The following is a 15,601-nucleotide window of genomic DNA, read 5'->3' on the forward strand; positions in this document are numbered from 1 at the left end:
ACGGGTATCGACCGTCAAAGCCATGCGGGAACGGGCGACAAAGTAATCGGCAAAGCGGTTCTGCTGACCGAGATCGCCGCTCCAGGCCGGCGCGCCGTGGGCGCCACCGTTGAAGGTGACGTCCGCGCGCAGATAACCGCCGATCTTGATGCAGGTGTCGGTGCCAGGGATGAAGAAGAAGCCGGCGCCGTAAAGCGAACAGATCCTCACATATTCGACTGCCTTGGCCTTGACCGGAAGGTCGGCGGCGGAGGCTGCGCCAACGATGCTGAAAGCGGCTGCAGCAACCGATCCCCTGAGAATTAACTCTCGCATCATACCCCCGAATCTAAAGGTCATGCAGAATGCAATCTCGTCGGACAACTTACAGTAATTTAAAGGGTTTTTGCTCGCCAGAGGGCAGCTCGGGGCGATTTCTGGGAAATGTTGCAATTTGGACGCAGGGAGGTTGATTTCACTGCTCGATGAGAAGCCAAGCGCTTGCCGAAGGCGGTCGAACTGCCCTAGCGCTAACCCGCCCTGTTGTCCTGAATGGCCGCTGCTGAAGAACTAGGGCAATGGCCGCCGATGTCTCAAAGGCGGTCAACGCCGGTCACTCCATGGAAGCCAACGCCATGGAAGCCAACGGCAATGATCCCTTTGTGATGGCGCTGCGCCGCATTGATATCGAAAACGGCCGCCTGCTGCAGGCGCAAATCCTCTTCCTGAAGGGCCGGGAACTCGTCTCATTTCGCGACGCTGTAAGCGCAGCCCTTGAACGGCGTCACAACGAGATTGGCAAACTATGGGCTCAAGCGCTCGAAGGCGTCGGCATTATCATTCGCCGCGCGGAATAGCAGAAAGCCTTGACACAGATCAAAGATGTGCCGACGGCCCTCGTCAACATCGCTGCCACTTCCGCCCTTGAGCGCTTGTCGACCGGAGTTTCAATCATGAGGGCCGTTTCCGTCGAAGAAGCCGTTGCGAAGATCCCGGCCGGCGCGAGCATCATGGTTGGCGGATTCATGGGTGTCGGAACGCCGCAGCGCCTGCTTGACGAAATCGTCAGGCAGCAAAAGAGCCGTCTTTCGCTGATCAGCAACGACGCCGCGGTGCCTGGGAAAGGCGTTGGCAAGCTGTTCGATGCGACACTCGTCGCGCGCCTCACCGCAAGCCACATCGGCCTCAATCCGAAGGCGCAGCAGCAGATGCTGGCCAATCAAATCGCCGTCGATCTCATACCCCAGGGGACCTTCGTCGAACGCATTCGCGCGGGTGGTTGCGGTCTCGGAGGCGTGCTCACGCCAACCGGCGTCGGCACCTCGGTGGCCGAAGGCAAGCGCCAGATCGAGGTAAACGGAACGACGTTTCTGCTCGAGACGGCACTGCGGGCGCAGTTTGCCCTGGTTCACGCCTTTCTGGCAGATTACCTCGGCAACCTCACCTACGCGCTGACCGCACGCAATTTCAACCCGGTCATGGCGATGGCGGCCGACACCGTGATCGTGACGGCGGAGCATATCGTGCCCGTTGGCGTTATCGCACCCGATCACGTCATGACTCCGGCGCCGCTCGTCGACTACCTGATTACGAACGGGTGAACCATGGATGGACAGACGATCATCGCCCGGCGCGTCGCGCGGGAGCTTCATACCGGCGATCTCGTAAATCTGGGGATCGGCATTCCAACGCTGGTTGCCAACCACGTTCCACCGGAGCTCAAGGTTTTCTTCCAGTCGGAAAACGGATTGATCGGTACCGGACCGATGCCTGAGCAAGGGATGGCTCATCCGCTTCTGACGGACGCGGGTGGACGCCCGATCAGCGCTCTGCCAGGTGCCTGCACTTTCGACAGCGCAATGTCCTTTGGATTGATCCGCGGCGGCCATGTCGATGTGACGGTCCTCGGCGGCCTGCAGGTCGATGCGCACGGGCATCTCGCCAACTGGATGATCCCCGGCAAGATGGTGCCGGGAATGGGCGGAGCGATGGATCTCGTCAGCGGCGCCAAGCGGGTTATCGTCGCGATGCAGCACGCCGCTAAAGGCAAATCGAAGATCGTCGCCAAATGTACCTTGCCGCTAACGTCGACAAGGCCAGTAAGTTTGGTCGTGACGGACATGGCCGTCATTGCTTTCCCGGAGGGTAAAGCGACCCTGCTGGAAACCGCGCCAGGTGTCAGCATCGCCGAGGTCGTGGCCGTAACGGGAGCCGAACTCGCCATTCCCGAGACCGTCCCCGAAATGAAGATCTAACCAGGTAACGAGCATGCGGATACTCAGCGATTTCAGCGAGATCAAATCCGCCCTCGGCACCGAGATTGGCGTGAGCGACTGGATCGAAGTCTCGCAGGAACGAATCAACCAGTTCGCGGAAGCGACCTGCGACGAGCAGTGGATTCATGTCGACCAGGAGCGCGCGAAGAAAGAATTGCCAGGTGGCACCACCATCGCCCACGGACTGTTGTCGCTTGCGCTCGCACCGCTCTTCATTCGATCGGTGATGGGCCTGAAGGGCCTGCGCAATACCCTCAATTACGGGGCGGACAGGATACGCTATCTGGCGCCGGTGCCGGCGGGTTCAAGGCTGCGCGGCCGCGTTACGGTTGCGGAAGCGGAGGACGTGCCGCCAGACGGCTTGCGCGTGAACTATCATCTCGTGATCGAGATCGAGGGCGGCAAGCGCCCCGCCTGCGTCGCCGAGTTGATCGCCCTGCACTATCGCTAGATAGCGCGCCGATCGCGATCAATCGATGATGTGATAGCCACCATCGATATAGAGGACGCCACCCGTGATGAGCTTGGCGCCGTCGAGCGCCAGAAATGCGGTGGCGTTGCCGACGTCGTCAATGCTGACGAGGCTGCGCGACGGGGCCTTCGACTGCGCCTTGTCCATCAGTTCGTCGAATTCGGGGATTCCCGACGCTGCGCGCGTGGCGAGCGGCCCGGGCGAGATCGCGTGAACGCGGATACCCTTCGGGCCCAGTTCCGCGGCCACGTAGCGAACGGCTGCTTCAAGCGCCGCCTTCGCCACGCCCATCACATTGTAATTCTCCACCACCATCTGGCTGCCGTAATAGGTCATGGTGAACATGGTTCCACCATTCTTCATCAGCGGTTCGGCCAGGTGGGCCATTCGCATGAACGACCAGCACGAGACGTCCATCGTCTTGAGGAAGCCGTCGCGGCCGACGTCCACTACGCGGCCATGGAGCGCCTCCTTCGGGGAGAAGGCGATCGAGTGCAGCAGGAAATCGAGCTGCCCCCATTCCTTCCGGATCCGTTCGAACACCTGCTCGGTCTGGCCCTCGACCATGACATCCATTGGCATGAAGAGCGACGCCTCCAATGCCTTTGCGAGCGGCTCGACGTGCTTTTTGGCGCGGTCGTTCAGATAGGTGACGGCAAGGTCAGCCCCCAGCGCACGAAAGGCCTTGGCGCATCCCCATGCGATCGACTGGTCGTTGGCGATGCCGACGATCAGGCCCTTCTTGCCCTTCAGCGCGACCTTGCTATCCGGGAATACGGGAATCATGACACCCTCTCATGTCTGGCGCTGGACGATGGCGTGTTCAACAGCAACGACAATGTGTGCTGCGCGATCATCAGTTCCTCGTCGGTCGGTATGACGTAGACCGGAATACGGCTGTCGGAACGGGATATCAGGCGCGCATGGCGGGAATTTTCGGCTTCGTCGAGCGTCACGCCGAGCCACCGGAGTTGTTCGGTGATCCGCGCCCGGATACGTACCGAGTTTTCTCCAATACCGGCTGTAAAGACGAAAGCGTCCAGCCCTTGCAGCGCGGCTGCAAGCATGCCGGCGTTGAGGCCGATCCGATAGACGAAATACTCGACCGCCAGTTTCGCCTTTGGATCCTCGCTTGCCTCCAGCTCACGCATATCGTTGCTGATGCCCGAGAGGCCCTTCAATCCGCAATCGCGATAGAGGAAGCTCTGTGCGTTGGACGGCGACATTCCCTTTTCGGAGAGCAGATAGAGCACGACACCAGGGTCGATTTGTCCCGGGCGCGTTCCCATGGGTAGCCCGTCGAGTGCGGTGAAGCCCATGGTGCTCTCGATGCTGCGCCCTCCCTTTAGCGCGCACATGGAGGCGCCACTTCCGAGATGCGCTACGATGACCCGCCCCTTTGCGATTTCGGGTGCGACCTGCGGCAAGGTTTTCGCGACAAATTCATATGAGAGACCGTGGAATCCGTAACGCCGCACGCCCTCGGCATGGAGCTGGTGCGGGATTGCATAGTAGTCAGCGACCGCGGCATGCGTGCGGTGAAACGCGGTGTCGAAACATGCCACCTGCGGAAGCGCTGGAAAATTGGCCAGAAGCGAACGGATTGGGGCCAGGTTATGCGGCTGGTGAAGCGGGGCCAGCGCAACGAATCGCTCCAACCGGGCTACGACGCCGTGGTCGATCAGCACCGGCTGATCATAGTCCGGACCTCCATGAACGACGCGATGACCGACGGCCACTGGGCTGATGCGAACTTCGTCCCGCAGCCATCCGCCTGCAATGCCCATCGCGGCCGGAACATCGGGAACCGCTTCGATCGGATAGGCGCGGTCGGCCAGTGGACCGCTGTCCGTACCGCTTGCCCGCAGGCGAGGACGACTGCCAATGCCATCCATTTGGCCCTTGATCAGCCGCCGTAGCTTCCCTTCTCTCTCGACTGAAAAGATCTGGAACTTGACGCTCGAGGAGCCGGCATTGACGACGAGGATCGTATCCATGGCAATCACGCTGCAACATTTGGGGCAAGCTGGCGCCGCGCATTTGCATAGAGAGCCGCAACCGCGCAGGAAGCCATCCGCGCGCGTGCGGTGTCCGCACGCGACGTCAGAACGACGGGCACCCGGGCGCCGAGCACGATGCCGGCACTATCCGCCTTGGCGAAGTAGGCCAGATTCTTCGCCAGCATGTTGCCGGCTTCGAGGTCGGGAACGAGCAATATCTGTGCCCGACCGGCAACCTCGGATTTGATTCCCTTGATCCGTGCGGCCTCCACATCGATCGCATTGTCGAAGGCAAGTGGTCCGTCGAGCACGCCCCCAGTGATCTGCCCGCGATCTGCCATCTTGCAGAGCGCCGCCGCCTCGATCGTGGATGGTATCTTGGAGGTAACGGTTTCGACCGCCGACAGGATCGCCACACGCGGTGATTTACCGAAGCCGGCTTGCGTATAGAGATCAATCGCGTTCTGGATGATGTCCCGTTTGGTATCGAGATCGGGAAAGATGTTGATGGCCGCGTCCGTTACAATGAGGGTCTCGGCATACGCCGGCACATCCATCACGAACACATGGCTGATCCGCCGCTCAGTCCGCAGGCCGCCCACCTTCGCCGTGATGCTGCGCATCAGTTCGTCGGTGTGCAGGCTACCCTTCATCAGCATCTCGCCCTTGGCGGCATGGATGAGCTCGACGCCCTTTGCAGCCGCGGCCTCGCTGTGCGGGGCATCGACGATCTCGTAGCCGGAAATATCGAGGCCGTATTTGCTGGCCGTATCCCTGATTTTTCTTTCGGGACCAACCAACAATGGCCGAATAATGCCCGCCGCCGCGCTGTCGACGACACCGCGTAGCGAGGTTTCATCACAGGGATGCACGACAATGGTCGGCGTCGGCGGCACTGCTTTGGCCGCGGCGATCAGACGGTCATACTTGCTGGGAGAGTGCGCTTTTCCTGAATCGGCGGGCATGGCTTTCATGATGTCGCTCCGGATCTTGCCAATTAACGCTACGATGCCTTCGCCTTCGGATCGAAGGGGGCGACCTTCGAAGCCTTATCCGAAAATTCGCCCGCATCGACGCCGAACAGCTCGGCAACACGCTTCAGACGCCTGGCGACCTCACCCGATATTGCCGCACTGGCGGACAGCACATCGCGAATCGCCGCGAAAGCCGCGTTGCGTGCCTTTGCATTGTCGGGCAACAGCTTCGGTATCGCGGCCAGCGCTCCCTCTTGATCCAGCAGAAGCATGAAGAACTGCTCGCGAACCAGCATCTTGAACTCTGCCAGCGTCAGCCGCGCACCGGCGTCGCTACGGCGAACATTGCGCAGCGCTTCAAGGCTCCGCTCGTCCACCATCCCTCTCGCCGACCCGACATACAGAAGGCCGCGAATGGCCGCTTCGCGAAGGCCGCCTTCGCTGATTTTGGATTTCAGCTCCGCGATCCGCCTCTGGAGCATTTCACGGTGTGCAGCAGACATCTCCTGCCGGCGCGATGGGCTAGATTGCGGATCGATTCCGACAGCCGCCTGCAACGCCGGCGAGCCGTAAACCGCAAGGAAGGTCGCCTCGCTGAGCGCCTCCTGCGAATCCCGCCAACTGTCCAACGCATTGACGATTTGCTTGGAGACCTGCTCCTGAAAGGCAATGAAAGGATTATCTTCCGACACCTGCTTGCGATCTTCGCTCGCCCGCTCCGCCAGCGACTTGACCATGGACATCAACGGATTCCGGCTGCTGAAGGCTTCATACTGAAGCCGCAACGGATGCAGATTTCGCATCGTCTCCGCCATCTGAGGCTTCACCATGCCCTTGATCCAGGGCTGGACGAATTTTTGGTAGGCGGCGAGATTGATTTCCGACACGCGCTTGGCGGCGGCAAACCGCCGCTCATCCTCGGGTGAATTGCCGCCCATGGCACGGATGTCGTCAAGCGTCCGCGCCTCGCAGCGCATGACCCACTGGCCGACGGCGAGGTCGGCATTCGCGGTATCAGTGCCCTTGGCCTCGAACGTTGCTTCGTAGAGACCAGGCGGCAGAACATCGATCAGATCGATATTGCTGGAAAATTCCGCATGTTCCTTCTTGGCGATGCCACCGGAAACGAAAATGCCGAGATGGCCGACGCTCTCATGAACCGTGTAGACGATCGTCTGACCGTAGGCCCTGATTTCGTCGACGTCGGCATAGAGATCGAGGATCCAGTCCAACGCCTGTTGCGGCGGGGTAATATTGTCCCCCTTGGAGCAGAACACCACGATCGGTGACCTGATATTGCGCAAATCGACCGGCTGACCGTCAGACATCTTGATCCGGCCGGCGGCAAGATTGTTGCCGACGAAAAGTTCATCGACGATGAACTGGATTTCCTCGGCATTCAGATTGACATGCCCGCCCCACCAGCGTTCGAATTCGAGGTATCGGTCGGCCTCGGTATCGACCTTTGAATAGACGTTGTACTGCTTGGTCCACAGCGTATTGGAAGGATTCTGGCCCTCGAAGTTTTGCACGAGCCAGGCGCCATCGAATTTGCCGCCTCCGAGATCGCTCGTCAGCGCGGTTAGCCAGCTGCCTCCCAGCAGGCCACCGGAATAGCGCATCGGGTATTTGCCATGCACACCCGCCCAGTAGGCAAGCGGGGCGCCTGCGATGATGATAGGTCCGAACAGTTCCGGCCGCAGCGACGCCAGGATCATGACGGCCCAGCCGGCCTGGCAATTTCCGATGACACACGGCTTGCCGTCGGCTTTGGGATGGAGGCTGATGACTTTCTCGATGAACACGGCTTCGGCGCGCGCGATCCGCTCGATTGTTTGTCCAGGCATCGGCTCGGGCAGGAAGCCGATGAAATAGCAGGGATGCCCTGCTTTCATCGCAACGCCGATTTCGCTGTCCGCCTTGAATCCCCCGATTCCCGGACCATGCCCGGCACGAGGATCGACCACGATGAACGGCCGCCGGTCGAGATCAATTTCGACGTCTTTGGGCGGAATGATGCGCACCAGCGCATAATTCACCGGTTCATCCAGCTTGCGGCCGTCGATGATCAGTTCAGCGGCATATTGCAGGACATGCGGCGCCGTTTGCGCGATGTGTTCCCGATACTGATCGCCGCGTTGACGCAAGACATCCAGGAACAGGACGCTGCGTTGACCCGCATCCATCATGTACTCTACGGCCGAAGCGGCAAGCCCTGACATGGGACCGCCCGGCAACATTGCTTTGTCCATCGACATGTCTTTGACCTCTCTGTCGCGAATTTCATTCAAGGAGCTCCGCGGCAAGGAACGTTGATTTAGGTCAAGGTTCGACAGTCAGTCTGGCAATGCCGCATTGACGCGATCGGTGCGTATCCAGGCGACCGTCAATTCCCAGGCCACGGAGAGAATGATCGGTCCGATGAAGAGACCGACAATCCCGTGCGCGAGTGTTCCTCCGATCACCCCGACGAAGATGACGAGCGTCGGCGTCGTCAGGCCGCGTCCCATCACGAGAGGTTTCAAAATATTGTCGAGTATGCCGACGATGCCCAGGAACACCGTCAGCAGAAGCGCTGTGGTAAAATCCTTGTCTACCCAGATCCAGATGATCACGGGAACCAGGACGATTGCCGCGCCGATCTGCACGATCGCCAGGATCATAACCGCGAAGGCCAACAGGCCGGCGCCGGGAATACCCGCCAGCTTGAAGCCGAGACCGGCCAGCAAGGACTGGATGATGGCGACGCCGATGACGCCCTGGGATACCGCGCGGATGGTTGCGCCCGCCAATTCCAGGAAATGTTCACTCTGCTCGGGCACGATGCGATAGAGAAAACCCCTGCCCGCCGCCACCAGCTGCGAGCCGTAGGGAAAGAGAAAGCCAGCCAGCGCGACAGACAGGAGAAACTTGAGCGTCCCCACGCCGGCATCGCCCGCGAGACCGAGCATGGGGCCGGCCAGCGGCTTCAGATGGGGAGCCACCTCGCGAAAAGCCGCTCGAATGTTGTTGGACGCGTGGTTCCAGAGTTCGTAAAGCTGCGGACCGATCAGCGGCCAATCCTTGACGCGCTCCGGCGGAGACGGAACCACCAGGTTACCAGCGGTCAGATTTGCGGCGACATCCTTCACCCCTTCCACGGCGCTCAAGCCAAGCCATGTCGCCGGCCCGATGACGATCCCGAGATTGATGACGGTGAGAATAGCCGCTGCGAGCCTCGGGCGATCGCCGAGAAACCTGGAAAGGATCTCGAAGACAGGATAGAGCGCGACGGCGAGTACGATGCTCCAGGCCAGGATCGGCACAAAGGGACGGATGAGAACAAACGTCCAATAGATCAGGAAGGCGAGCAATCCGAGCCGGATCGCAAGCTGGATGAGGTCCTCTCCGGACCGCGGCTGGCGAAAGGTTTTCAAGGATGCGCCTTCACCTGCTAGTGGGATGCGGTCGTCAAGCTACGGGCTGCTTTTCGGCCTGAAGTCTTGATCCAGATCAAACGACCGCAATCCGGCCCCGGGCCTCATCGGCGAGCGCCAAACGAGAAGCAGCCTTGTTTGCCGGCACACGAGGCCCAATGTCTGAGCCCATCAACTACACCGCACGCGAGCTTCTTCGCGACGGCAGCCCAGTCGAAATCCGCGCGCTCCGGCGCGAGGATGAAGCCGACATGGTCGCTGCGGTCGAAAGGAGCAGCGCGCAATCACTGCAGCGCCGCTTCTTCGTCATGAAACGCCACTTCTCGGAAAAGGAGCGCGCCTACTTCATGGACGTCGACTTCAAGAATCACGTCGCGTTTGTCGCGATTGCAGAAGAAGCCGGTCGCAAGGTGATTGCCGGAGGCGGCAGGTACATTGTCTTCGAGCCCGGGCGGGCCGAAATGGCATTTGCCGTCGTCGATGCCTGGCAAGGACGAGGCGTCGGCTCGATCCTGATGCGTCATCTCGCCAAGTTTGCGAACGATGCGGGATTGCAGGAGTTGACGGCTGAGGTTCTGCCCGAGAATGTCGCGATGAGAAAAGTATTTGAAAAATTCGGCTTCAGGCATGCCCCGCACCGAGACCCGCAGACACTCCATCTGGTGCTGAAGCTCGGTTAGGAGCGGGCTACGGTATCGAGAGGTCGTGGGCGCCACGGCGCGTCCGGCACACCACTTCAGACCTACCTCAAGCCCAAGGGCGAGCGCCGGTAGCCGCTATTTCGGGCCTCATCTCTGCATACGAAACTACCGGTATATCCCGACGCGTAGCGCCTCTGACCTTTCAGGTAGTAGCGCCCTCTTCCGAAGTCGAGCCAGACGATCGTGTCCCCGGGACAATGCCGCTGCGCCTGCGATTCATAGCGGAACGGCGTAAGAACTTGCGCCATCGCACTATAAGATGCACATGAAACGAAGGCCAAAACCGTCGCGGAACAGCCATAGAAATTTGCTCGCATTTCGTCGACCCCAAACCGGTAACACCGCGGAACCCTTTACCCCAACAGTGCGCAAACGATGCCGCTCAGCCACGTGCAAGTCAGGGCGCGACGACCTCACACCGGTCCGTGCGATCCGGGCGGGACCATATAGAGTGTCATGGCGAATATGACATAGATGAATATCAGCAGAGCGCCAATGAACCATGCTGACCGGCCGCTGTTTGTCACGAAGGTCGCCGTCACGGTAGCGATCATTACCATCGTCACTGCCCCCGGCCAGAATTGCAGATCCATTGGTTTGGGCCCGACGACGTAGCTTAAGAGCACAAGCACCGGTGCAACAAACAACGCGATCTGGGACGCGCTTCCGAGCGCGATGCTGACGCTCATATCCAGGCGGTTCTTGCGCGCGGCCGAAAACGCCACGGCCATTTCAGCCGCAGCACCGACCAGGGCTACGATGATGAATCCGACGAAAGCCGGGCTCATCCCGAGTGTCGTCGCCGCATGTTGCACCGACTCAACGAAGATTTCGCTCACCAGCGCCACCAACACCGTGACAACGAGGAGTGTGCCAACTGCGAGGTTGATCGGCCACTTTGCTTCCCCCGCCTCCCCGTGATCCATGCTCGCAAAGAGTTCCTTGTGCGTCTTTAACGAGAACAGCAGACTCAATCCGTATGCCGCGATGAGCAGGATGGCCAAAGCAGCGCTGAAATTCTGGGCCATCACCTCGCCTCGCGCCAAATCGAGTTCGGAGACCGCCGCCGGCGCGAGCAGTGCAATCGTCGCCATCAACAACAGCGCCGAATACATCCTTCCCCCGGCGCGATTGTATTCCTGGACGTGGTACCGCAGGCCACCCAACAGAAAAGAGGCTCCCAGCATAAAAAGCGAATTGGTAACGATAGCGCCGGCGATCGATGCTTTCACCAGCATGTACTCTCCAGCGCGGAGCGCAGTGATCGCAATGATCAACTCGGTCAAGTTTCCAAGCGTCGCATTCAACAACCCACCGACTGCGTCACCGGTCTTTTCGGAGACGGCTTCGGTTGCATGACTAAGCAGGGCGGCAAGCGGAACAATTGCGAGAACTGCGAGCACAAACAGGAACGTGTGGGCGGTTGGCACGACCCTGGCTGCGATCAGTACGGCGGGCACAAATACCAGCATCCAGAGCAGCGGGGTATGTCGGATTTCCCTTAGCAGAGGGGTCATCGTGTTGACTGGATCATTTCGGCGGTCCGATAGCCTTCGGCTCCCCTGTGAGGCGACAGTCTCCCGCTTGGCAATCCCAGCGGACTTCGGGCGTAGAACAATTCCTCGGCTGCACGACTCATGTTGATCTAGATCAACGGATGCCTGCACAGGGTCTGAAGCAGTAGGTTGCGAAGCAATAAGCTCGGCGCTCGACCGGGTTGGTATTGTCCGAACGCGGGTCGCCTGGATATGAGGTTTGCCATGGCCGAAACACCGAAACTCTCCGTCGAGAAAGCGCTGGAAAAACTGCGCAGCGCCGATGCGCCCAAGTCCAAGAACGCGCGACGCGCTGAGGAAATGGACGCGCTCGATGACGAGATAAAGCGCATGCGAGCGCAAAGACTCCGCCTAGATCGGCACCAACGACGTTCGACTGAGCGTGATTGACATCATCATTGGGACGGTCCGGGCCTTCACCGAGAAGCAAAGCTTCTCGTTGCCGAGACCTGCCGGGGTCCGCGCAAGGCGAAAATCCGCGATCGTTCGCGGTTATGGCGTTGGTACCCGCAGATTTCTTCACTTGGCGAGCTTCTCACAAGCGAGACTGCCTCTGGAGCAGTCGCTGCATCCGCAGAGAATTCCGTCTTGCAATTTTCGCCTTGGCGGCGTGCACGGCGTTTGCCCTGGTCGCTTGCTTTGGCGCTGTCGTTTGAATGCTTTCGACCGGCGTCGTGGAAGGCGACTGGGTGGCGGCGATCGAAGGGTGGCTGGCAGGCTGCACAGCCATGGGTGCGGTTACGGGTGTCCTTCGCCGGGGCATCCTTGATAACTCCGATCGAACGAAGTTGTTCAATCGTGCCCCGCGCTCTAGTTGGCCCGGCGAACGACGGTTCCGGACGACATGCGCCGGGCCATAACCACCACGGGTTTCCCCCCGGAATGGCCTGTTCACGCTGGGTCTGATTCTTGGCGGAATTTGGCGCCCTGCAACGCCAACACAAAATCACTCTTGGGAACTACGGTCTTCGGGTGGCCCTGCCCGGCTCTTCGTTTACTGCGGCGACTATAAGTGTGCCCACTCGACCCAAGACAGCACGATCGGACATTTGCCTGTCTAGGCACGAAAGGCGTTGTCTTAAAAACCGCCGGTGCGAGCAGATGGATGATCGCGAACGAGTTGGTTTTGCGACGGTCGGCCGGTGTTACTTCATTGTCTGGATCGTGACGCTGCCGAGCTGATGGGTCGCAACAAGTATGCCGCGAGCAGCAAAGGTGGCCCCCACAAAGCCAGCAATCCGTAAATTACGAGCTCCACAACGTCCACGCTCATCTCCGATGACATGTCGCTAGCCAAGCTTTGCTCAGATTCGCGCTTGTTAAAAGCAAAACAGTTTGTGCATCGCAACCATGCTCGCTTCGGCTCCGTCGCCGATCGCACGCGGGCTGCGCACGCCGCGTGCTTAAGGACAGCTAAAGCGTCAGCTTGACGTTGCAGATGTCGTGTTCGACCGGGTCTGACTTCACCTCGAAACCGAGGCTCCGGCACATCGCGAGCATGACTGTGTTCTCGGCCAGGACGTCACCGGAGATCGCTTTCAATCCCTCGGACTTCGCATATTCGATGATCATCTGCATCAGCGCCCAGCCGAGCCCCCTGCCCTTGAGGTCCGACCTCAACAGGATCGCATATTCGCCGCTCTGATAGATCGAGTCCGAATGAATCCTGACCACGCCGACCGGCTCGTTGGCCGCCTCGTCGAACGCGACGAAGGCCATCGCCCGGGAATAATCGAGCTGGGTCAGGCGGGCGATGAACTCATGGGAAAATTCCTTCATCGGAGCGAAAAACCGCAGCCGCAGGTCCTGCATCGTGACGTGTTTCAACATCGCGTGGATCAGCGGCTCGTCTTCGGGCCGGATCGGACGAACGAATACGCGCCAGCCGTCCTTGACCTCGATGTGACGTTGCCATTGCGAGGGATAAGGCCGCACGGCGAAATTCGCAGGTCCCGACCCGCGAAACTTCCGCTCCACGCGCCCGATCACGACGCGCGCATCGACAGCGAGCACGCCGGCTTCATCGGCCAGCAACGGATTGATATCGAGCCCGCGGATTTCGGGAATGTCGGCCGCCATCTGCGCCAGCTTGACCAGAACCATCGCGACGGCGTCCGGCTTCACCGCCGGCACGTCGCGATAGGCGCGCAACAGCCGCGAGACGCGGGTGCGCTCGATCAGGCTGCGCGCCAGTTGCAGGTCGAGCGGCGGCAGCGCCAGCGCCTTGTCATTGATGATTTCAACCGCCGTGCCGCCGCGGCCGAACACGACGACGGTGCCGAAGGTCGGATCGTCGGCGAGGCCGAGAATGAGTTCGCGCGCCTTCGCCCGCAGCACCATCGCCTGCACCATCACGCCCGAAATCCGGGCCTCCGGCCGCAACGATCTTGCACGCGCGAGGATCTCGGCGGTCGCCTTGCGCACCGCATCCGCGCTGGTGAGGTTGAGCACGACGCCGCCGACATCGGATTTGTGCACGATGTCGCGCGACATGATCTTGAGCACGACGGTCGAGCCCTGCGCGAACAGCGCGTTCGCATGAGCGACCGCCTGCTCGGCATCGGCCGCGGCGAAGGTCGGCACGACCGCGATGTCATAGGCATCGAACAGCCGCTTGACCTCGATCGGATCGAGCCAGGAGCGGCCGTCGGCGAGCGCTGCGGCAACGATCTGCCGCGCTGCGTCGGCATCGGGCGCGAACTCACTCGGCATGGCGGGCGGAACCTGCGCCAGCGTCTCCACCAACTCGCGATGGCGGACCAGATGCATGAAGCCGCGCACCGCGTCGTCTTCGGTCGGATAATTCGGAATGCCGGCCCCGCTCAACAGATTGCCGATCGACGGCTCCGCGCCGACCCAGACCGCGAGAACGGGCTTCGGCGCCCCGCGATGCCCGGCGCGATATTCCTGCACCACCCCGGTCACAGCAGCGGCGATCTCGTCGGCGCGCGCAATCGCCGTCTGCACGTTCATGACAAGCACGGCGTCGTTTTCGGGGTCGGCCAGCAACGCTTCCAGCGCTGCGGCATAGCGCGCGGGATCGGCGTCGCCGACGATATCGACCGGATTCGATTTCGACCATGTCGGCGGCAACGTAGCTTCCAACTTCTCGCTGATCGCCGGCGAAAGGGCTGCGGGAATACCGCCAAGGTCGACCAGCCGGTCAATAGCCAGCACGCCGATGCCACCGCCATTGGTCAGGATCGCAAGCCGCTTTCCGGGCGGCGATTTGAGCCGCCCGAGCGTTTCGGCACAGTCGAACAGTTCTCGAAGATCCGAGACCCGCAGGATGCCGGCGCGCTGAAACGCGGCGTCGTAGACGGCATCGGCCCCGGCCAGCGCGCCGGTATGGGTTGCAGCCGCCCGTGCGCCTTGCGCCATCCGGCCTGACTTGACGACCACCACCGGCTTCACTCTGGCGGCAGCGCGCGCCGCCGACATGAACTTGCGCGCATCCTTGATCGCTTCGATGTAGAGCAGGATGGCGTGGGTCTTTTCATCCAGCGCGAAATAATCGAGCAGATCGGCGATATCGACATCGAGTTGGTCGCCGATCGAAACAATGCCGGAAAAGCCAACGGCCCGCTGCGCCGCCCAGTCCACCATACCAGCGGCAATGGCGCCGGACTGCGAGATCAGTGCCAAATGTCCCGCAGCCGGCATATGTGCGGAAAAGCTCGCATTGAGACTGACGCCCGGCATCATGATGCCAAGGCAATTCGGGCCGATCAGCCGCATGCCATATTTTTGCGCGGCCCGCTCGGCTGCATCCGCCAGCGAACCCGGACCGTGGCCGAGCCCGGCACTGACAATGACGGCGCCTGCCGCGCCGCGGCGGCCCGCCTCATCGATCAGGCCCGCGATGGTGTGCGCCAGGGCGGTGAGGACAACGAGTTCGGGCGCAAAAGCCAGTTCTGCGATGCTGCCGACGGACGCGACGCCGTCGATCTCGTGATAACGTGGGTTAACAAGACCGAATTCGCCCTTGAATTGGGCTTTGCGAATATTGTTGAGAATGGCACGGCCAACCGAGCCATGGCGCGGACTGGCCCCGACCAGCGCGACCGAATGCGGCGAAAGCAGATTTTTCAGACGATAGGTGGACATCGTTCTCCGGTGCCGGCAGGTCGCGGCCTTCTGTGAGCCCGGGCAGATGTTCAACGCAATCTGCCCCTTGCGCGGCAGGTTAACGCCGGAATGGTTCCCGCGCGTGACAAATCGTGCTCA

Annotated in this window: 15 protein-coding genes; 6 read left to right on the forward strand and 9 right to left on the reverse strand. The window is 60.8% G+C overall.

Features of this window, described 5'->3' with window-relative positions; all coding sequences use genetic code 11:
* Window positions 1-315, reverse strand: a 315-nt coding sequence (locus KIP88_RS21880) for a porin (protein ID WP_249790938.1), incomplete at its 3' end; no start/stop codon positions are given.
* Window positions 316-557: 242 nt separating this feature from the next.
* On the opposite strand from KIP88_RS21880, the gene KIP88_RS21885 reads away from it, so the two are divergent.
* The 4 genes from KIP88_RS21885 (at window position 558) to KIP88_RS21900 (ending at window position 2,706) form a co-directional block, all read left to right on the forward strand.
* A complete protein-coding gene (locus KIP88_RS21885) occupies window positions 558-836 on the forward strand; it encodes a hypothetical protein (protein ID WP_214490064.1) in 279 nt (92 codons plus the stop codon).
* A 96-nt stretch (window positions 837-932) separates the two neighbouring features.
* The gene (locus KIP88_RS21890; RefSeq protein WP_214490065.1) at window positions 933-1,580 is read left to right on the forward strand and encodes a CoA transferase subunit A; all 648 of its coding nucleotides are present in this window, start codon (window positions 933-935) and stop codon (window positions 1,578-1,580) included.
* Window positions 1,581-1,583: 3 nt separating this feature from the next.
* Window positions 1,584-2,234, forward strand: a complete 651-nt coding sequence (locus KIP88_RS21895) for a 3-oxoacid CoA-transferase subunit B (protein ID WP_214490066.1) — start codon at window positions 1,584-1,586, stop codon at window positions 2,232-2,234.
* Between the two features lie 13 nt (window positions 2,235-2,247).
* Window positions 2,248-2,706, forward strand: coding sequence for a MaoC family dehydratase (locus KIP88_RS21900; RefSeq protein WP_214490067.1), 459 nt, complete (start codon window positions 2,248-2,250; stop codon window positions 2,704-2,706).
* 18 nt (window positions 2,707-2,724) lie between these two features.
* On the opposite strand, the gene fabI is transcribed toward KIP88_RS21900, so the two are convergent.
* From fabI to KIP88_RS21925, 5 genes are all read right to left on the reverse strand, one after another.
* Entirely contained in the window at window positions 2,725-3,513 is a 789-nt protein-coding gene (gene fabI / locus KIP88_RS21905; protein ID WP_214490068.1) for an enoyl-ACP reductase FabI, read from the reverse strand.
* On the reverse strand, window positions 3,510-4,724 hold the full coding sequence (locus KIP88_RS21910; RefSeq protein WP_214490069.1) for an acetate/propionate family kinase: 1,215 nt from the start codon (window positions 4,722-4,724) through the stop codon (window positions 3,510-3,512). Before KIP88_RS21910 ends, fabI begins: the two co-directional genes overlap by 4 nt.
* Window positions 4,725-4,729: 5 nt before the next feature.
* Window positions 4,730-5,692: a phosphate acetyltransferase gene (locus KIP88_RS21915; protein ID WP_214490233.1), complete on the reverse strand. Its 963-nt coding sequence runs from the start codon at window positions 5,690-5,692 to the stop codon at window positions 4,730-4,732.
* Between the two features lie 38 nt (window positions 5,693-5,730).
* Window positions 5,731-7,959 carry a DUF3141 domain-containing protein gene (locus KIP88_RS21920; protein WP_214490070.1) on the reverse strand — a complete coding sequence of 743 codons (2,229 nt, stop codon included), beginning with the start codon at window positions 7,957-7,959 and terminating at the stop codon, window positions 5,731-5,733.
* A gap of 78 nt (window positions 7,960-8,037) precedes the next feature.
* The gene (locus tag KIP88_RS21925; RefSeq protein ID WP_214490071.1) at window positions 8,038-9,117 is read right to left on the reverse strand and encodes an AI-2E family transporter; all 1,080 of its coding nucleotides are present in this window, start codon (window positions 9,115-9,117) and stop codon (window positions 8,038-8,040) included.
* A gap of 158 nt (window positions 9,118-9,275) precedes the next feature.
* Between KIP88_RS21925 and KIP88_RS21930 the strand changes: the two genes are divergently transcribed.
* A complete protein-coding gene (locus KIP88_RS21930; protein WP_214490072.1) occupies window positions 9,276-9,797 on the forward strand; it encodes a GNAT family N-acetyltransferase in 522 nt (173 codons plus the stop codon).
* 62 nt (window positions 9,798-9,859) lie between these two features.
* On the opposite strand, the gene KIP88_RS46620 is transcribed toward KIP88_RS21930, so the two are convergent.
* Window positions 9,860-10,135 (reverse strand): hypothetical protein, encoded by a 276-nt coding sequence (locus tag KIP88_RS46620; protein ID WP_374226494.1) that lies wholly within the window; start codon window positions 10,133-10,135, stop codon window positions 9,860-9,862.
* 96 nt (window positions 10,136-10,231) lie between these two features.
* On the reverse strand, window positions 10,232-11,335 hold the full coding sequence (gene cax / locus KIP88_RS21935) for a calcium/proton exchanger (protein ID WP_214490073.1): 1,104 nt from the start codon (window positions 11,333-11,335) through the stop codon (window positions 10,232-10,234).
* Between the two features lie 243 nt (window positions 11,336-11,578).
* On the opposite strand from cax, the gene KIP88_RS21940 reads away from it, so the two are divergent.
* Complete coding sequence (locus KIP88_RS21940) at window positions 11,579-11,764, forward strand: hypothetical protein (protein WP_214490074.1); 186 nt, start codon at window positions 11,579-11,581, stop codon at window positions 11,762-11,764.
* Between the two features lie 1,023 nt (window positions 11,765-12,787).
* On the opposite strand, the gene KIP88_RS21945 is transcribed toward KIP88_RS21940, so the two are convergent.
* On the reverse strand, window positions 12,788-15,481 hold the full coding sequence (locus KIP88_RS21945) for a bifunctional acetate--CoA ligase family protein/GNAT family N-acetyltransferase (protein WP_214490075.1): 2,694 nt from the start codon (window positions 15,479-15,481) through the stop codon (window positions 12,788-12,790).
* Window positions 15,482-15,601: the final 120 nt, after the last annotated feature.

It is taken from the genome of Bradyrhizobium sp. SRL28 (assembly GCF_018596315.1).
Lineage (GTDB): Bacteria > Pseudomonadota > Alphaproteobacteria > Rhizobiales > Xanthobacteraceae > Bradyrhizobium.